This window comes from Chitinophaga jiangningensis, from assembly GCF_900142605.1.
Classification (GTDB): Bacteria; Bacteroidota; Bacteroidia; order Chitinophagales; family Chitinophagaceae; genus Chitinophaga; species Chitinophaga jiangningensis.
This window is the reverse complement of sequence record NZ_FRBL01000004.1, coordinates 156,211-173,726: the sequence shown is the minus strand read 5'-3', so window position 1 is coordinate 173,726 and position 17,516 is coordinate 156,211. Positions and strand designations below refer to the sequence as shown.

General features: G+C 47.6%; 19 protein-coding genes. 10 read left to right on the top strand and 9 right to left on the bottom strand.

The genetic code is table 11. The features are described from left to right. Nucleotides 1-66 precede the first annotated feature (66 nt). Nucleotides 67-1,170: a DUF695 domain-containing protein gene (locus tag BUB18_RS10935; protein WP_073080706.1), complete on the top strand. Its 1,104-nt coding sequence runs from the start codon at nt 67-69 to the stop codon at nt 1,168-1,170. On the opposite strand, the gene BUB18_RS10930 is transcribed toward BUB18_RS10935, so the two are convergent. The 3 genes from BUB18_RS10930 to BUB18_RS10920 all read right to left on the bottom strand — a co-directional run bounded on the left by BUB18_RS10930 (nt 1,167) and on the right by BUB18_RS10920 (nt 2,855). Continuing rightward, nucleotides 1,167-1,430, bottom strand: a complete 264-nt coding sequence (locus BUB18_RS10930) for a hypothetical protein (protein ID WP_143159907.1) — start codon at nt 1,428-1,430, stop codon at nt 1,167-1,169. The genes BUB18_RS10935 and BUB18_RS10930 overlap by 4 nt on opposite strands. Nucleotides 1,431-1,487: 57 nt before the next feature. Then, on the bottom strand, nt 1,488-1,934 hold the full coding sequence (locus tag BUB18_RS10925) for a GNAT family N-acetyltransferase (protein WP_073080703.1): 447 nt from the start codon (nt 1,932-1,934) through the stop codon (nt 1,488-1,490). 90 nt (nt 1,935-2,024) lie between these two features. Continuing rightward, on the bottom strand, nt 2,025-2,855 hold the full coding sequence (locus BUB18_RS10920) for a glycosyltransferase family 2 protein (RefSeq protein ID WP_083549757.1): 831 nt from the start codon (nt 2,853-2,855) through the stop codon (nt 2,025-2,027). A gap of 147 nt (nt 2,856-3,002) precedes the next feature. Between BUB18_RS10920 and BUB18_RS10915 the strand changes: the two genes are divergently transcribed. Further along, nucleotides 3,003-5,258, top strand: a complete 2,256-nt coding sequence (locus BUB18_RS10915) for a family 78 glycoside hydrolase catalytic domain (protein ID WP_073080701.1) — start codon at nt 3,003-3,005, stop codon at nt 5,256-5,258. A 422-nt stretch (nt 5,259-5,680) separates the two neighbouring features. On the opposite strand, the gene BUB18_RS10910 is transcribed toward BUB18_RS10915, so the two are convergent. Then, nucleotides 5,681-7,198: a hypothetical protein gene (locus BUB18_RS10910; protein WP_073080699.1), complete on the bottom strand. Its 1,518-nt coding sequence runs from the start codon at nt 7,196-7,198 to the stop codon at nt 5,681-5,683. 171 nt (nt 7,199-7,369) lie between these two features. Here BUB18_RS10910 and BUB18_RS10905 point away from each other — a divergent pair, with 171 nt between their 5' ends. From BUB18_RS10905 to BUB18_RS10890, 5 genes are all read left to right on the top strand, one after another. Then, nucleotides 7,370-7,798, top strand: coding sequence for an organic hydroperoxide resistance protein (locus tag BUB18_RS10905; protein ID WP_073080697.1), 429 nt, complete (start codon nt 7,370-7,372; stop codon nt 7,796-7,798). A 4-nt stretch (nt 7,799-7,802) separates the two neighbouring features. Further along, the gene (locus BUB18_RS10900) at nt 7,803-8,252 is read left to right on the top strand and encodes a MarR family winged helix-turn-helix transcriptional regulator (protein ID WP_073080695.1); all 450 of its coding nucleotides are present in this window, start codon (nt 7,803-7,805) and stop codon (nt 8,250-8,252) included. A gap of 75 nt (nt 8,253-8,327) precedes the next feature. After that, nucleotides 8,328-9,488, top strand: coding sequence for an iron-containing alcohol dehydrogenase (locus BUB18_RS10895; RefSeq protein ID WP_073080694.1), 1,161 nt, complete (start codon nt 8,328-8,330; stop codon nt 9,486-9,488). 8 nt (nt 9,489-9,496) lie between these two features. Continuing rightward, nucleotides 9,497-9,643: a hypothetical protein gene (locus BUB18_RS29645; protein ID WP_178372120.1), complete on the top strand. Its 147-nt coding sequence runs from the start codon at nt 9,497-9,499 to the stop codon at nt 9,641-9,643. Beyond that, the gene (locus BUB18_RS10890; protein WP_073080692.1) at nt 9,640-10,386 is read left to right on the top strand and encodes a DUF1269 domain-containing protein; all 747 of its coding nucleotides are present in this window, start codon (nt 9,640-9,642) and stop codon (nt 10,384-10,386) included. The genes BUB18_RS29645 and BUB18_RS10890 overlap by 4 nt, the downstream gene beginning before the upstream one ends. 254 nt (nt 10,387-10,640) lie before the next feature. Here the strand turns inward: BUB18_RS10890 and BUB18_RS10885 are convergent, their stop codons facing one another. Further along, a complete protein-coding gene (locus BUB18_RS10885) occupies nt 10,641-11,810 on the bottom strand; it encodes a lactonase family protein (RefSeq protein WP_073080690.1) in 1,170 nt (389 codons plus the stop codon). Nucleotides 11,811-11,928: 118 nt separating this feature from the next. On the opposite strand from BUB18_RS10885, the gene BUB18_RS10880 reads away from it, so the two are divergent. Next, entirely contained in the window at nt 11,929-12,399 is a 471-nt protein-coding gene (locus BUB18_RS10880; protein ID WP_083549892.1) for a redoxin domain-containing protein, read from the top strand. Nucleotides 12,400-12,403: 4 nt separating this feature from the next. Then, complete coding sequence (locus BUB18_RS10875) at nt 12,404-12,922, top strand: DsbA family protein (RefSeq protein WP_073080689.1); 519 nt, start codon at nt 12,404-12,406, stop codon at nt 12,920-12,922. Here BUB18_RS10875 and BUB18_RS10870 read toward each other — a convergent pair whose 3' ends face one another. Genes BUB18_RS10870 through BUB18_RS10860 form a run of 3 tightly spaced genes read right to left on the bottom strand, consistent with a single transcriptional unit; the run spans nt 12,923 to nt 15,082 of the window. Then, nucleotides 12,923-13,972: a DNA polymerase beta superfamily protein gene (locus BUB18_RS10870; RefSeq protein ID WP_073080687.1), complete on the bottom strand. Its 1,050-nt coding sequence runs from the start codon at nt 13,970-13,972 to the stop codon at nt 12,923-12,925. Continuing rightward, the gene (locus tag BUB18_RS10865) at nt 13,962-14,723 is read right to left on the bottom strand and encodes a nucleotidyltransferase domain-containing protein (RefSeq protein WP_073080686.1); all 762 of its coding nucleotides are present in this window, start codon (nt 14,721-14,723) and stop codon (nt 13,962-13,964) included. The genes BUB18_RS10870 and BUB18_RS10865 overlap by 11 nt, the downstream gene beginning before the upstream one ends. Nucleotides 14,724-14,734: 11 nt before the next feature. Then, on the bottom strand, nt 14,735-15,082 hold the full coding sequence (locus BUB18_RS10860) for a cupin domain-containing protein (RefSeq protein WP_073080684.1): 348 nt from the start codon (nt 15,080-15,082) through the stop codon (nt 14,735-14,737). A 68-nt stretch (nt 15,083-15,150) separates the two neighbouring features. Between BUB18_RS10860 and BUB18_RS10855 the strand changes: the two genes are divergently transcribed. Continuing rightward, the gene (locus BUB18_RS10855) at nt 15,151-16,119 is read left to right on the top strand and encodes a 3-keto-disaccharide hydrolase (protein WP_073080683.1); all 969 of its coding nucleotides are present in this window, start codon (nt 15,151-15,153) and stop codon (nt 16,117-16,119) included. A gap of 340 nt (nt 16,120-16,459) precedes the next feature. Here the strand turns inward: BUB18_RS10855 and BUB18_RS10850 are convergent, their stop codons facing one another. Then, entirely contained in the window at nt 16,460-16,981 is a 522-nt protein-coding gene (locus BUB18_RS10850) for a GNAT family N-acetyltransferase (protein WP_073080681.1), read from the bottom strand. Between the last annotated feature and the right edge of the window lie 535 nt (nt 16,982-17,516).

The window sequence follows — 17,516 nt, the reverse complement described above, 5'->3', positions numbered from 1 at the left end:
AGATAAGGCACCCGCCGGATTATTGCTATAAGCGGCAAACTATTTATTTTCGTAAAAATTGTTACAATGGGATTGCTTAGTAAAATATTGGGGAAGGATAAGTCAGATAACCAGGCTGATGGTTACAAAAATTTTTGGAAATGGTTTCAGAAGCACGAACAGCAATTCTTTAAAGCCCTGAAGAAAAAGAAAGACCTGGAAGAAGATTTTTTTGATCAGCTGACCAATGAGCTGAAGCAGATGAATGACGGCTTCTTTTTTCTGGCAGGTATGATGGACAAGGATACGGCGGAACTGATCATTACTGCGGATGGAAATATTAAAACCATTCCGTTTGTAGAAGAGCTGGTGGCCGAGGCGCCGCAGCTGCCCAACTGGCATTTTACTGCGCTTAAGCCTGCATCGGATATCAGCACCGCAAATATTCAAATGGGAGAGCTCACGTTTAATCCTGATAACATTCACTTTTATCCGAATGAGCATCCGGAATATCCGGATGAAATTGATATTACCATTGTGTACGATCATTATGAGGAAACCCTGAAGGATAATATCCTGAGTGGCATTTACATCTTCCTGGATAATTTTTTGGGAGAACTAAGATTCGCTACGGCAGTGGATAACATGACCGTTACAGGCAGAGAGGAAGGGCAGCCGGATTTGATTCCTGTGAGTAAGTTGAAAGATTATTTGTTGTGGAGAGAGAAAGAGTTTATCGAGAAAAGCGAAGTAGCGTTTCGCAATACCGAGCATGATAATTATTCCGTCCTGGAGGCCGAGCTGACTTCTGGCAACCGGTTGCTGGCGGTGGTGAATACGGATGTGTTGTCGTGGGAAAACAAGGCTTCGCATCCCTGGGTGATGGTGATAGAAGTCCATTTTAAAGGCAATGAGCAAACAGGCATGCCTGATAATGAAACCTACCAGGAGCTGGAAGAGGTGGAGGAGAGCATTGGCGAGGAGCTGAAGGCCGAAGAAGGGTATATCAATATCGGCCGGCAAACGGCAGAAAATACCCGCACTATTTTTTACGCCTGCAAGGAATTCCGCAAGCCGGCGAAAATATTAAAGGAAGCGCCGCAGGCTTTCAGTAAAGATTTACAAATCAACTTTGCTATTTATAAAGATAAATACTGGCGCACTTTCAACCGTTTCGTTACTGCGGGTTAAAACGCCCGGTAATAAGGCCGGTGGGCTTCTCCAAAATGCCGGAGAAAGTAATGTACAACCGGACTGATAATATATAAGCTTACGTTCAGCACCAGCTGGATGTGAGCGGTTGTTACCGTGACTATACGTAGTTGCCTGCTGGCGGCGCCGAATGGGCGTGCCTGCAGCCAGCCCCGGTAGGCATTGAAGATAGAAACGATCATTGTGATGACAACGAGCCAGCGTACGAGGGAGTGTAAGGCGAGTAGAAATGAATACATGCGTATATACGTAGTAGTGAATAAAAAAAACCGCCGGGGCGGTTTTACAGGTAGTAGTTATGCTTCATAATCGTAATGTATCACGCGCATGGGTTTCCCTCCGGTGGCGTTGTAGAAGCGCATGGCTTCGGTGTCTCCTTCCATGGCCTGTACAAAAAATTCTCCGATATTATGTTGCTGGCAGTAATCGCGCAAACCATTGAGTAGCATGCTGCCCAGGCCGCGTCTTTGTTCGGCCGGGTCTACGGCCAGGTCGTACAGGTATACAGATGCAGTTTCTTCAAAATAGCTGGGCAGTACGTAGGCGGTGAGTCCTCCAAGCACTTTGCCATCCGCATCTCTGGCGGCTAATACGATAAAGTCGTTGTTGCTGAGCAGCCGTAGCAGGTAATTTTCCGCAGGTAAGGTAAATTCTTCCATCTCAAAAACCGCTTCATAAATATGCAGGATGGAAATAAACGCTGGCAGATCTGCCGCAGTGAGTCGTGAAATTGATACGGACATTGTAATTTTCGTTCTGGCTTATGGAGATAATTCCTGTTTGTCGCCTGCAAAATTACAATTATGATTGAAGTAAATGAAATTAATAACTGATTACACCCTTTCCTGCTGGCGCATGTGTTCTTCGTGGAGGGTGTTGACATCCACCGGGCCGCGGCGACCCGCAAATGCATTGTAGTTTATGCCTTTGAAAATGCGGTATTTGCCCAGGCCTGCACGTTGTAAAAAGTACTGAAAACTGACTTTGAGTACCCCGAGTCCGTAGATGCTGCTACGCCGGAAGTTAATGGAAGAGGCTTCCTTGAAATAGCGGGTAGGGCAGGTGACTTCACCGATTTCAAAGCCGCTGTAGAAGATCTGCGCTACTATCTCATTATCAAACACAAAATCATCAGAGCAATTTTCAAACGGAATATTTTCCAGCACCCTGCGATGGAAGGCGCGGTAGCCGGTATGGTATTCCGATAATTTCTGACGCATTAGAATATTTTGAGATACAGTGAGTAACCTGTTAAATAGATATTTATATAAAGGCATGCCGCCTTTAAGTGCGCCCATGCCGAGGATGCGGCTGCCAAACACCACCGGGTATACGTTGTTACCGATGATGGATGCCATGGCGCCCAACAGCTGTGGTGTATACTGGTAATCCGGGTGGAGCATGATGACGATATCTGCGCCCAGTTCCAGTGCTTTTTTATAGCATGATTTCTGATTGCCGCCATAGCCCTTATTATTTTCATGACGGATAATATAGTGGATGCCAATGTGCTGTGCCACCGCTACCGTATTGTCTTTGCTACAATCGTCCACCAGGATGATATCGTCCACTATTTTGCGGTCAATCTCTTCATAGGTAATCTGTAATGTTTTGTCGGCATTGTAGGCGGGCAGCACTACCACCACTTTCTGACCATTTATCATAGTAACTGGTTTATAACTTAAATTTAACTCCGGGCACTGCATTGACTCCGCTCTTAAAATTTTTCCCGGCGTTAACATCTGATTCAGCAACTGCCCGTGTGAAATAGTTAATATGCAGGGAGATTTGAATATCACAATGTCACAACCATGAAAGTTCCCGGGATTATTACGCTGTTACTTATTTTGTTTGTTTTCCGCCAGGCCACTGCACAGGCGCCGGACTGGAGTAGTCGCAGTACCTGGATTGTGCCTGGTTATGCCGAAGACACGGTATCCCGGCCCAGCCCCTGGTACAGGAAAGTTTTTACGGTGGGTAAGCCGCTGGCTTCGGCCACCCTATACGTTACTGCGCATGGTATTTATGAAGCATACCTGAATAATCAGAAAATAGGTACGGACTATTTTGCCCCTGGCTGGACGAGCTATGACAAGCGCCTGCAATACCAGCAGTACGACCTGCTTCCGTTGTTGGGTAAAGGAAATGCCGAGCTGCGTATAGTCGTGGGCGAAGGTTGGTACAGGGGGGCCTTTGGAGGACTGATGCAGCGGGATAATTACGGAGATGATGCGGCAATTATTGCAATGGTGGTGCTGCGATTCCAGGATGGCTCGCAGTTGGAGATACCGACGGATGCCACATGGGAAGCTACTACGGGGCCTATTCTTCATGCTGATTTATATGGCGGGATATTGTATGATGCTAATGTTGCCGTCTCAGGATGGGGGCCTGTAAAAACAGTAAATTTTACCAGGGAGATATTAGTGCCTGCCATCGGAAAAGGGGTACGAAAACAGGAAAGACTACCGGCAGTCAGGGTTTTCACCGCGCCGGACGGTAGTCAGCTGGCGGACTTCGGGCAAAACCTGGCAGGCTGGGTAGCCTTGCAGGTAAAGGGGAAAAAAGGAGATACCGTAACGGTACAACATGCAGAAGTACTGGATAAAGCCGGGAATTTTTATACCGGCAACCTTCGGGAAGCCAAGGCAACGGACACGTATATACTAAAAGGCGGTGTGCAAACACTGGAGCCGGTATTTACCTGGCATGGTTTCCGGTATATCAAAGTGAGTGGTGCAAAGGTGCGCCCGGAAGATCTTACAGCCATTGCCCTTTATACGGAGATGACGCCTGCCGGTACTTTCAGTTGCTCCAATCCTTTGCTGAATCAGTTGCAGCATAATATCACGTGGAGCCTGAAAGGGAATTTTCTGGATGTTCCCACCGACTGCCCGCAGCGCAGTGAGCGGCTGGGTTGGACGGGGGATGCGCAGGTGTTTTTCCGCACTGCCGCGTTCAACTATGACGTTAAAGATTTCTACAATAAATGGTTGCAGGATCTGGTGGCGGACCAGCGTGACAATGGTTCGGTGCCACAGCTGGTACCCTGGATTTATCGGAACCTGCAACCGCCACGCCGCAACGGCATCGCAGGCTGGAGCGATGCGGCCACCATCATTCCCTGGGAAATGTACCAGGTATATGGGGACCTTAGTATGCTGGCAAAACAGTACCCCAGTATGAAAGCCTGGGTGGATTATATCAATGGCGCCAGTATAAATGGATTGTGGACCGCCAATGGATATGGGGATTGGCTCGCACCCGGCGACTCCACCTCTCTGCCGTATATTGATCAATGTTACTGGGCATACAGTACCCGGTTGCTGGTAAATGCGGCTAAGCTGCTCGGCAAACAGGATGACGTGAACGCCTACACTAAAATGCTGCAACAGGTAAAGGATACTTTCCTGGTGCATTACATCCGCCCGGGTGGGCGCACCATGCCGGATACACAAACTTCCTATGTGCTGGCATTGCAGCTGGGCATGCTGCCTGATAGCCTGCAACTTCCGGCCGCAGCGCGTTTGGCGGCGCTGGTAAAAGCAAATAACAATCACCTGGCTACCGGCTTCCTCGGTACTCCCGGATTGCTGCACGCCCTTAGTGATAACGGGCAGCTTCACACTGCTTACGACCTGCTTCTGCAGGATACCTATCCCTCCTGGCTATACCCGGTAAAAATGGGGGCTACCACCATCTGGGAAAAATGGAATGCCATCCTGCCGGATAGCACCGTGCAGGCTACTTCGTATAACCACTACGCGTACGGTGCCGTTGGAAACTGGCTATACAGCGTAATTGGTGGTATCCAAGCCGCCAGCCCGGGATACCGGGACGTAATCATTCGCCCGCAACCGGGAGGTGGGCTCACCTGGGCCAAAGCGAGTTACAAATCTGCCTACGGGGAAATTAAATCGGAATGGGTATTGCAGGGCAGCAGGATGCTGATGACCGTGGAGGTGCCACCCGGTACTACCGCAACGGTATATGTGCCGGGGAAGGAGCAGGTAGTAGTGAAGGAGGGGAGGTATGCGTTTGAAGGGGTGAATGATGATCTAAAATAGACTGAACTTGTATATTCAAATTGTACGATTTTTTCTGATCGTGTTAATACTAAACCTGAAGTAAAATGTTTTAGAATGGATTTAAATTCATATCCCTGTAAAATAACTTCTCTTGATATCAATGGGATAAAGTTGCTTGGTTATCGAATTGTAGGATTGGATTTTGGAGAAGAATTTTTCATTAATCAATTAGTCCATCCATTCCTGAGCAGCTCAAGGTGCTTGTAAGCCTTGAGGTTATCACAAATATGTACAAACGTTTATTTATGTTGATAGACAAGAATGCAGCTGTTGTTATAGAACATTTTGATGATTTGTCAAAAGATGTAGAACAGGGAAAAGTAAGAGTCTAGCAATTGAAGTACTATACTTTATTTTAGGCGGTTAGGGGAAAACCTTAACCGCCTTTTTCTTAAAAAAAGTTATACCGCCTTCTTCCCTTTCCCCTCACCCTGTAGTTCACTCATATGCAATGAAAACAGCAGCATCACAATCAATGGTATAAACTGATAACGCAACACTACCGGCGTTGCAAATACGCTGAATCCAAAATTAATCACTACAAACACTGTAGCCAGCCACACGCTTGCAAAAGACACAAATGTGCCTTTATTATGCTTGCGGCCCAGGTAGAGAAATATCAGTGATACAAGGAAATAGAAATTGAGTCCGGTGAAGAGTAAACGGTAAAAGTACCCTATGATGAGCATAGGCCAGGTAGGTATGCGGGAAAATACAGCAGGATCTTCCAGTTGGAACCATTTTTGTGGAGAACGCCACATCTTTTTTTCACCCAGGTTGTAGTTTGTGTATTTCTCCAAGTGTGGGTTGAAGTAGGTTTTAGTGTTCAGCCACATGTAGTAGCGTGCAAAAGAAAATGGGTATTGCTTTATCAGGTACCAGCCGTATTTATTATAGGTAGGTGAAACGGAGCCCCATAATTTGATCAGCCCTACAGAAGAGGGTTCAAATTTGGGTCCGTATGCAAAGGAGTAGGGCTTTAAAATAGCATTTGGCATCTTGATAAAGAATGTGCCGGGCAGATCCGCCATCTGTTGATCCGTGGGGGCAATTTTTCTGAAATAAATTTTCGCATAGCGGTCCAGCGGACGCAGGTCTGCCGGTAGCTGCGTGCTATCCACCTGTATGTGGCCATACATATACAGTGCATTGTTGGCTATCTGCCAGCCACCAAAAATGGAGAACTCCGCATGACCCGTTATTTTTTTCGTTTCCTGTTTGGTGTATTGGATAAATGGCAGGATGAACAACCAGGGGAGTACAATGCCCAATAGCTTCAACGGTATTTTATACGCAGTAACAGGGATCACCAGCAAAGCAACCAGGGGGTAGTAAATAGCAGTGTAACGTATGGTGAATGCAATGCCTATGAGTACGCCCTGTATGACCAGGTACTTCAGTTTGGGCGACCTGAACATCCACATGTACTGGGCAAAAATAGTTACACTCACCGCGCAGAATAATGCATCACTCAATACACAATTGGCCAGGTAAAGTAAGGCAGGGTTAACGATGAGGAATATGAAAAAGATCCGTTTGTTCCAGCCCTGTAAATCGAGCAGGTATAAGGCGCTATAAAATAAATATAGCAGAGCTGTTTGTAACACCAGGTATTGTACTGCTACCAGCCATACATGCGATGGTGAAATGAGATGAACCAGTCGCAGAAAAAACGGATACCCCACCGGCCAGATGTTTACACGCAGGTTTTCCAGGTTTGTATCTACATAGTTAGATGAGTCAGAAATGAAGTCCGGAAACGGGTATAGCAGTTTAAACACTACAAACTGTATTACTGTTAACAGCAGGGCCGCCAGCAAATACTTTCTGTTGGCAGCGTTGCGGAATACGAAAGCAAAAAATGGCTCCCGGTCGCGCGTGGCCAGTGGTTGATGCGATAGTAAACGAATAAGGTTCATATGTTAAGCGTTTGAATTGGCGGTAGGTTGCTGCTAAATATCTGGCTTTCGCATGCTACGGGATTTCAGTAGGTACTCTTTTGTCTAAAAACTGTCACAAATAAATTATATCGTGTGCGATATAATATTTCGGTTTACATTTGTGTCGTAAACGATATAAATACAACCATCATGGCAAATACAATCTATCAGACAAAATCCACCGTTACCGGTGGCAGAAACGGTAAAGTGCAATCAGAAGATGGGGTGCTGAACCTCGAACTGCGTATACCTAAAGAAATGGGTGGACCCGGTGGTAGTTATACCAACCCTGAACAACTGTTCTCCGCAGGATATGCCGCCTGTTTCGACAGCGCCCTGAATTTTGTAGCCTTACAGCAAAAAATTAAACTGACAGGAACTAGGGTAACGGCCACCGTTGGACTGGAAAAAGCTGATACAGGCTTCAAACTGGCAGTGGCACTGGATGTGGCGATTAGTGGTATTCCGCGCGAACAGGCGCAGCAACTCCTGGAAACCGCTCACCAGGTATGCCCTTATTCCAATGCCCTGCGAAATAACGTGGATGTTAAGTTAACTTTGCTGGAAGAAGAATACTAAACTCATGGAACCAACTTTAAAACTGGCGGATCAGATCTGCTTTCCCGTATACGCCGCATCCCGGCTCATCATCCGGAAATACACTCCTTACCTCGATGAACTGGGACTCAGCTATCCCCAATACCTGGTGATGCTCGTATTGTGGGAAGAAGACCAGGTGCCGGTAAGTTTTATTGTCCAGAAGTTACTACTCAACACCAACACGGTGACACCGCTGTTGCAGCGACTCGAAGCGATGGGCATGCTCACCCGCAAAAAGTCGCAGCAAGATGAAAGAAAAGTAATCGTTTCCCTGACCGCCAAAGGCCGGAAACTCAAAGAACAAGCGGCGTCCATCCCTTCGGAGATGGCCGCCTGCCTGCTTTCCAAAGAAATTACAGCTGCCGACCTGGGCATGCTCGTCAATAAGTTAAACCAGCTGATAGCCACCCTCAATGAAGAAGAAGCCTCATAAATGTGAGGTATGTCACATCCCGGACGGCCACTATCGCTGAACTTTGTATATTCATACTAAACGAAAAGAACTACCATGTTAAATTTCGAACTTTATAATCCCACCAATCTGGTTTTTGGAAAAGGACAGATCGCAAAATTGAAGACATTGGTGCCGCAGGATGCCAAAATCCTCCTGCTCTATGGAGGCGGTAGCATTTTCAAAAATGGCGTGTACGACCAGGTAGCCGCCGCACTCGAAGGTTTCGATATCACTGAATTTGGAGGCGTAGAACCCAACCCGCACTTCGAAACACTGATGAAAGCAGTGGAAGTAATCCGGGAAAAAAATCTCAACTTCATCCTCGCAGTAGGCGGTGGCTCCGTAATAGACGGCGCCAAGTTCGTTTCTGCAGCCGTCAAATTCGATGGCGATCCGATCGACATACTGCAAAAACAAATCCGTATAGTCGATAACGTAGTACCTTTCGGAACGGTGCTCACCCTGCCCGCTACCGGCAGCGAAATGAACTCTGGCTCGGTTATCACCATCCAGCGGACACACGAAAAACTCTCCTTTGGCGGACGCGCACTCTTCCCCCTGTTCTCGGTATGTGACCCGGAAGTCATTACATCTCTCCCTAAAAGACAATTACAGAACGGTGTAATAGATGCCTATACACACGTGATGGAACAATACCTCACTTACCCGGCAGGTGCCATGCTGCAGGACCGCTTTGCGGAAAGTATCCTGCAAACCCTCGTGGAAGTTGGCCCTTCCGTAGTGGATAACCCGGACGACTACACGCTGGCCGCTAACTTCATGTGGAGCTGTACCATGGCGCTCAACGGCTTAATTCAGAAAGGCGTACCTACCGACTGGGTCACCCATATGATCGGTCATGAACTCACCGCCCTGTACGACATTGACCACGCCAGAACCCTTGCCATCATCGGACCTAACCTCTATAAAGTGATGTTCGATACCAAAAAGGAGAAATTGGCGCAATATGGTCGCCGGGTATGGAATATCCAGGGAGATAGTACGGAGGAAGTGGCCAAACAAGCCATTGACGCTACTATCCGCTTCTTCGATACCATGGGCATGAAAATGCAACTCTCTGCCTACACTACCGAATACGCTAAAACCGCCGATTTCATCGAAAAACGTTTTAACGAAAGAGGCTGGGTAGCTATGGGCGAAAGAAAAAATATTACACCGGATAAAGTGAGAGCCATTGTAGAAATGAGCTACTAATTAAAAATATGTTAGTTATTACGGCAGGTGGCGGAGGGTGGTACCCTCCGCCACCTGCCGATTTTATGGGTGCCGAAGGCACCCATAAAATCGGCACCAAAACCAACAACAATTTCCCCGCTCCTGTGTTGATGAAGAAAAACTCCTTCAGATGACAAACTTAATCATCGCTTCATTTGCCCAGGAAGCACAGGCCATCACCGCGTTTAATAAGCTGACTGAACTGGAAACCATCGGAGATCTTACCATTTACGAGAGCGTAATCGTGCAAAAGAATGACCAGGGCGAAACAGGCGTTGTGCAAACCGGCACCAGCTCGGAAGGGGTACGCACCTTATCCGGTATGGCACTCGGCACATTGGTAGGGGCTTTTGCAGGCCCGGTGGGCATCCTCGCGGGTATGTTGCTGGGCACCATGGGCGGAGCCGTGTGGGAAGCCAACTACTTCAACTTCACGGAGGAATTCAGCCGTAAGGTAGCCGATTCCCTGAAACCTGGTTATACCGCTCTCATCGCCGAAGTGGATGAAGACAATGAAGTATTTGCTGATACCTATATCAAAAGTTTAGGCGGCACACTCCTGCGCACCGACGTAGATTTCGAATACGAAAAAATTGTGGATGACCAGGTAGAGGCCCTCGATGAACAAATTGCGGCGGACCGCGCTAAAATGCGTGTGGCCGAAGCCGCTGATAAAGCCCGCTTCGAAAAGGAAATTGCTGCACTGAAAGAGAAAAGGAAACAACGTATCGCTGAACTGAAATCAGCCGTGAAGAAATCAGGTGCTCACACGGAAGCTACCCTGAAGGAAATGCGGGCCACCCGCCTCAAAAGCCGTATTGAACTGTATAAACGGCGCATTGCTACCCTGGAAGCTGAACTTAGTAAATTAGCATAAAAGGCCTTCGGCCTTCATGATCTTTTTTGCACGCAAAGCAGCCAGGCAGGTAAGCAGCAAAAGCTTGTGTTTTGTTTTTAGTTCGTTACAGGTCCGCCTTTGGCGGACCTGTAACGAAAATGAGGTGACCGAAGGTCACCTCATTTTCGTTATAAACTATTTGGAACAAAATGCAGGCATTTGCTGCTTATGCCCCTTATGCTGCTTTGTGAGAAAAGAGATCGCGAGGGCCGAAGGCCCCAAACCTATAAAGTTTAGCGAGAAGAAATCCACTGCACACAAACCGGGCTCCCTACCTTAATTCGTTTGCCCGTATCTGTTAGTGATCCCGTCTGTTTATCTACCTTAAATATCACCACATCATTACTCTCCTGGTGTGCTGCCAGCAGGAAATTCCCACCCGGATCAAAATTGAAATTACGCGGCATCACACCAAGGGTGGATTGAAATCCCGCTACGCTGAGTTTGCCACTTGCCTTGTCGCGCCTGAAAATCGCCAGGCTATTGGCATCTCCTCTGTTGGAGGCATACAGGAAATTGCCATCCGGAGAAAGGTGAATGTCTGCTGATCCGATTTTACCCTTGAAATCCGCGGGGTGACTACTGATCGTTTGTAACAAAGTGAATCTGCCATCTGCATAATTATATACCAATACTTCCCCGGAAAGCTCTGTCATCAGATATGCAAATTTACCACTGGCATCAAACACCATATGGCGAGGGCCGCTGCCAGGCTTTACCTGTACAAACGGAGCCGTAGCAGGGGAGAGCTTGCCGGTACTGGCAGCAAAATTGTAGCACATGATCTTATCAATACCCAGGTCATTGACAAACAGGTATTTGTTATCGGGAGAAAATATGGCTGCGTGCGCATGTGCTTTCTCCTGGCGGTCGGCTACCGGACCGGTGCCTGTATGCTGCACCTGGTCGGCAGGCGCACCTATGCTGCCTTTACTCACCGGAAACACCACGGCATTGCCACTGCCGTAGTTCGCCACCGCAATAAATTTACCGTTGCTGCTGGCAGACACATAACAGGGCCACTGGCCTTCGGACGGTACTTTGTTGATGAAGCGAAGCTGGCCGGTACTATGATCAAAGGCAAAGGATGACACACCACCTGGGCCACTGTCTTCATTCACCGCATATACGAACCGGTGATCCGGAGATACTGCCAGATAAGAAGGGTTGGTAGTTACCGCCTCACTTACAGGCGTAGCTTCCCCGGTTTGGGTATTGAAATGGTATACGTAAATGCCTTTGCTCTGGCCGCTGTTAGTATAAGTACCCAGCAACAGATAAGGCGCATTGGATGGTTTACCGGACATATGATGTGGTTTAGGCTTTTGCTGGCCATATATCAGGCCAAAAGGCAACAGCGCAAAGGCTGATAACGTGGCATATCGCTGGAAGATTCTTTTCATCTGCTGTTAACTTGGATTAAAACAGCACCAAGTTTAGTGAAAATAAGATAAAGAACAAAAGACGCAGCTCGCTGTTTTACCAATTTGTACTATGATACAGACTAAAAAACGCAAAATTATGATATTAACACCCAACACACCCGCACCTGATTTTAACTTGTACGCCACGCCCGATCAGCGTTTGAAGCTCTCGGATTTCAAAGGGAAGAAAGTAATCCTGTCGTTTTACCCGGCCGACTGGAGCCCTGTTTGTTCCGATCAGCTGGCACTTTATAATGAAACGCTGAACATGTTTCGCAAAGCCGGTGCAGAACTGCTGGGTATTTCAGTGGACAGTAAATGGTGTCATCTCGCCTTTTCTCAGGACCGCAAATTTCATTTCCCGCTGCTGGCCGATTTCGAGCCGAAAGGCGCTGTGGCAAAGCAGTACGGCATTTATAATAATGATGGGGGCGAAGCTCACCGTGCATTGTTTGTGATAGATGAAGATGGCATTATCCAATGGAGCTATCTTTCTCCTGATGGTATCAATCCCGGTGCAGACGGTATTCTCGACGCACTCGATCAATTAAACAACGGTAAAAATTAGTAGCATGGCACATTTAAAAACAGCAGTAAGCAAAGGCGATCATACGCTTGGGAATCCCAAAGCAGCAAAGGTTTTAGTGGAATATGGCGATTACCAGTGCCCGCATTGTGGCCTGGCATTCCCATTCATCAACCGTTTATTGGATAATTATGGAGATGAAATCCTGTTCGTGTTCAGGAACTTCCCGTTACAGGAATCGCATCCGGCCGCAATGATGGCGGCATTGGCGGCCGAAGCTGCCGGGCTGCAGGGGAAGTTCTGGGAAATGCATGATATGATCTTCGAACACCAGGCCAGCCTCAGTGCCGATACACTGCTTCACCTGGCAGAAAAGCTGCAGCTGGATATGCAAAAATTTTCGCAGGACTGGCGTAGCCAGGAGTTGATGAGCAGAGTAGAAGGAGATTTTGAAGGTGGCCTGCGCAGTGGGGTTAACGGCACGCCTACCTTCTTTCTCAACGGTGCGCGCTACGATCACTATAACGAAACATACGAATCGCTGGAGCAGATGATGCGCGATTAATTAACGATAATATTCTTCCCTGATCTGTACGAGCAGGGCCTCCGCTTTCCGGCTGTCCGGTGCATCCGGCAGTCCGGAAGCGGCATACAGCGCATCCATATTATCCAGTTTAGCATTGATCAGGTCCATCAGCTCCTCGTATTCATAAGCACCGCTCCTGATCTTCAGCAGGGCTTCCCGGTCACTGCGATGTACCCTTACCTCCTGGTAGCGGGCAATTTCCTCCGCCATACTCAGCAGTCTGAATGTATGCATCATATTTTTGGCATCATAGCTTTTTCCATGCGCCAGCGTGCCCTGGTAGCGCTGCTCATTTCTGTTATCCACCCATTGCCAGTATTCCAGGTATTCGCGGCAATAAACGGAATAGGCATCTTTGTTGAATGTCATGACCGCTAAAGGTTCCACTCCTTTGGGAATGGAGCTCAGCTGCACGTCGTTGGCCTGCTCACCTGAAAATATCCCCCGTAAATGCGGATGATGGTAAATCAGGTAACCATCCCTGAAATTCGGCAGGGCGGTGAGTCCGCAGCTTTCCTGCTGTAAGTTGTTTTCCTGTAGCCAGGTAGCCAGCGGCTGACTACCATTGCCACTCACCACGTAGCAGAAGTCCGCCACCGTTTTGCGGGTTTTTTCAAAGCTTTTATTTATTTTTTTATTGAGACCTGAAGCCTTCCTGATCTGTGTTTTTGCGTAGCCGGCAAAGGTATCCTGGCAAAGCTTTGACAGGAAATCCTTCGGGTGAATAAGTGCCATCAAAGGATGCCTGAAGAGCACACAATGTTCCGGTGTGTTGAGCAGCTCCAGTATATTGGGGTTGTTTTTGCAGAGCAGTTCAATGAACCGGCCGATCTCAAAAAACACTTCATCATTACTGCTGTTGTTTACCTGCGGCGTATAGGTGAGGCCGTAGAATGCCTGCTTTGGCAGCACGAATATGCCTTTAATATCCGTATCAGACGTGGGCAGCGCCAGGTTATAGGCATTGCTGCCGCTGATACATTTCAGCAGCAGCTGCTGCGGTGCCTGCATTAATTCCTCAAAGGTCATGGCTGATATACTTTCTGAAAATTTCGTCGAGTTGTGCGGTGGTATGTTGTACTGGGGAGATGTTATTGGCCCTTTCTAAACCCTCCGCGAGTTGGGTCGCTATCCACTGTTGCAGGTACGGAACAGGAGCTACCAGCGTTTTTTCATCGGCGGATTGCTTGCGGAGCAGCAGGGCATCTACTGCCTGGTGCCATTCCGGATCTGTAATGAGTGTGCGCAGGGTAGAAAACACCATGGGCGGAACTGTTTGCTTATCAAGGATCCATAGTCCTGCCAGCAGTGGCCGCAGGGCATAGAAGTACTTTTTTAGCTTCACTTCCGGCGATTGCAGGCTTTGTTCAAAGGTGTTCCGTGCCATAGAGAAGTAGTGATGACACCCCGAGCGATGTGAATAGTACTCGTTCATCAGGCCGCGGAGTTCGGCCGCAAAACCGGTATCTTCTCTATATATAATCGGCGACTGCAGCCACTCGTATAAAGGGCTGTTGGATTTTAAAAAGAGTTGCAGGGCCTTTCGTATATCCCATCCGTTTATATCAAGTACTTCATCCACCGGTAGTTCTATTACATCTTTGCGATCGCGGATGCTGAGGTATTCCCTGCCGGGGCGCATATATAAAAAGCGAACATCATAATCGCTGTCAGGCGAAGCAAAGCCCCAGGCGCGGCTCCCCGATTCAATCGCTAACACAATCCTGACACCTTCCTGTTGTTCGATGTGGGTGAGCTGCTGCTGTATTGTTGGTTCCATATGCTTGCTGCTTAAGAGAGGAAGTCCTCACGGTGAGGGCTAAACGTATCAATGAGTACTCCTGCTTCCAGGCAGGTGCAGCCGTGCATTACATTGGAAGGCATGTAGCAGCCGTCGCCGGCGCGGATAATTCGGGTTTCGTTGCCGATGGTGAATTCAAAGGCGCCGCTTTCCACGTAGGTGACTTGTGTATGTGGGTGTTGGTGCATGGTGCCTACAGCTCCTTTTTCGAATTTTACTTTTACAAGCATCACGCGGTCGTCGTAGCCAAAGATCTGGCGCTCAATGCCCGGGGAAGGGCTTTCCCATGCTATTTCCTGTTCAAACTGGAAGATCTGGCTTTCTGGTTTCTTACTCATCGATGTGTTTCATTTTGGGTAAAATTAATTTAAATATATATTATCTTGTCTGCCCATAATCGGAACATATGCGAAAGAACTTGTTACTATTAGGAATGAGCTGCCTGTTAACTGCCGGAGTAGCCTCCCGTGCAGCAGCAGTAGCACCGGCAGCTACGCTGCAGGTGGCCGACAGCAAAGAGCTGATTGGTCGTTGGGACATTACCGTTGATGAGGACGGTAAGCAGCTGCCAAGCTGGCTGGAAGTAAAGCTCAGCGGCACCCGCACCCTTGTGGGGTATTTTGTAGGCACCAGCGGCAGCGCCCGCCCGGTGGCTAAAGTAAATTTTGATAACGGTAAATTCAGCTTCACCATTCCTCCTCAATGGGAGAGTGGTAACCAGGACTTTGTGATCGAAGGCACCGTGGCTAATGAAACCATTACCGGTACCATCACTACCAGCGAAGGAAAAAAATATAGCTATAAAGGGGTGAGAGCACCGCTGTTGGTGCGTGAAAAAGCGCCCAGGTGGGGCAAACCCGAAAATCTGTTTAACGGTAAAGACTTAACCGGATGGAAGCCTACCGGCAAAGTAAACCAGTGGATCGTGAAAGACGGTGTGCTCACCAGTCCTAAATCCGGTTCCAACCTGGTATCAGAAAAAACCTTCAACGATTTCAAACTGCACGTAGAGTTCAGGTACCAGAAGGGCAGCAACAGCGGAGTGTACCTCCGCGGCAGATATGAAACACAGATCGAGGACAGCCCTAAAGGTGCGCATCCCTCTTCCGTATTATTCAGCGGTATCTACGGTTTCCTGGCGCCAAGCGAAATCTATGCCTTAGGTCCGGATCAGTGGCAATCGTACGACATCACCCTGGTTGGCCGCATGCTGACGCTGGTGGTGAATGGTAAAACTGTTATCTCCAACCAGGAGATTCCGGGTATTACCGGAGGTGCGCTGGACAGCGATGAAGGTGCTCCCGGCCCGATTTATTTCCAGGGAGATCATGGTCCGATTGAGTTCCGCAAGGTGGTGATTACGCCTGCGTTGTAATTGGGCCTTCGGCCCTTGCGATCTTATTTTCTCGCAAAGGGGCATAAGGGGCATAAGCTCGCAAAGACCTGGGTTATAATTGGGCCTTCGGCCCTTGCGATCTTATTTTCTCGCAAAGGGGCATAAGGGGCATAAGCAGCAAAGGCCTGCGTTTTGTTCCAATAAGTTTTGCTCTTAACCAACAAAACATAATCCTTAGCTGCTTACCTGCTTTGCTGCTTTGCGAGAAAAAAAGGTCGCTCCCCTGGTGCCGAAGGCACCTTAAAAGAAATAATTCTTTGCGAGCTTAAAAATCTTATGCCTCTTTGCGAGCAAAACCACAAAACAAAAGGTCGGGCTTTTATTTTTGCTGCTGCCTGAGCGCATCCAGGTCCACCTCGTACAACAGCAACTTCTCCTCATGCTCCCGTTGGAGCTCCTGTTTTAACTTCAGCCCCAGCTTATCCAGTAATCGTATAGACGAAACGTTATGTGGAAATGTCGTGGCATACAGCACCGGCTGTTTCGTATGTGCGATGAGTCCATCCATGACGCATTTGGCAGCCTCCAGGGCATAGCCGTTCCCGGTATACCTGGGAAGAAAGGCGTAACCAATATCTCTGTAAGGTAAATAAGTACGCTGGATAAGGCTGATCATCCCAATGGGGGATGCCGTGTCTTTCAGGTAAACCACGTAGTAATCAATATCCGGATTACCATTGATCCGCTGAATATATGCCCTGGCATCCAGGATAGTATGTATATAACGTTCACCAATAAACGTTTTCCACCCTTCTGTATTGAGTAACTCCAAAATAAAAGGGGCATGGTGTAGCGTGAGATTTTTTAGCTGCAGCCGATAGGTATCAGTATTAAAATTCATAGTTATAAGATAAACATTTTAATTGCCGGACAGTTTTATCAGGTTATTTATAATATAGCTTGATAAGTAAGAAAGTTATTAATAAGTTACGTTATAATAGTTAAATTTACGGATAACCCCTTCATCTAACTAGGTCTGCAGGACTCCTTCAAAAGGTTTTTTTTGTTTTCTTCAGTTCCTGCTTGCATTTCAAAGGGATTAAAAGTAATATTGAAATATATTTCTATTCTCATAAGCAAAACTGGAAACTATGCCTCCCATCTTTTATGGGAGGCTTTTCTTAGCAATCCTTACAAAATTGATTTAGCAAAATCTTTTATGGCTGCAACCGCGTTTCGGAGAAATTTATAAATCTCCCCGGTATAATTATAAATTCTCAAAAAAGCATGTTATATTAGCAGCCTGAGAGTCACCCAAAAAAACACGCTCGACATTTCCTTCCCAGTAAGGAGCTGTTTTTTTATTGAACCAAAATCAAATCCACGTTGTGACAAAGGTGATTCTCTTACCTCACGTAAGTGCTTTCCGTTTATCT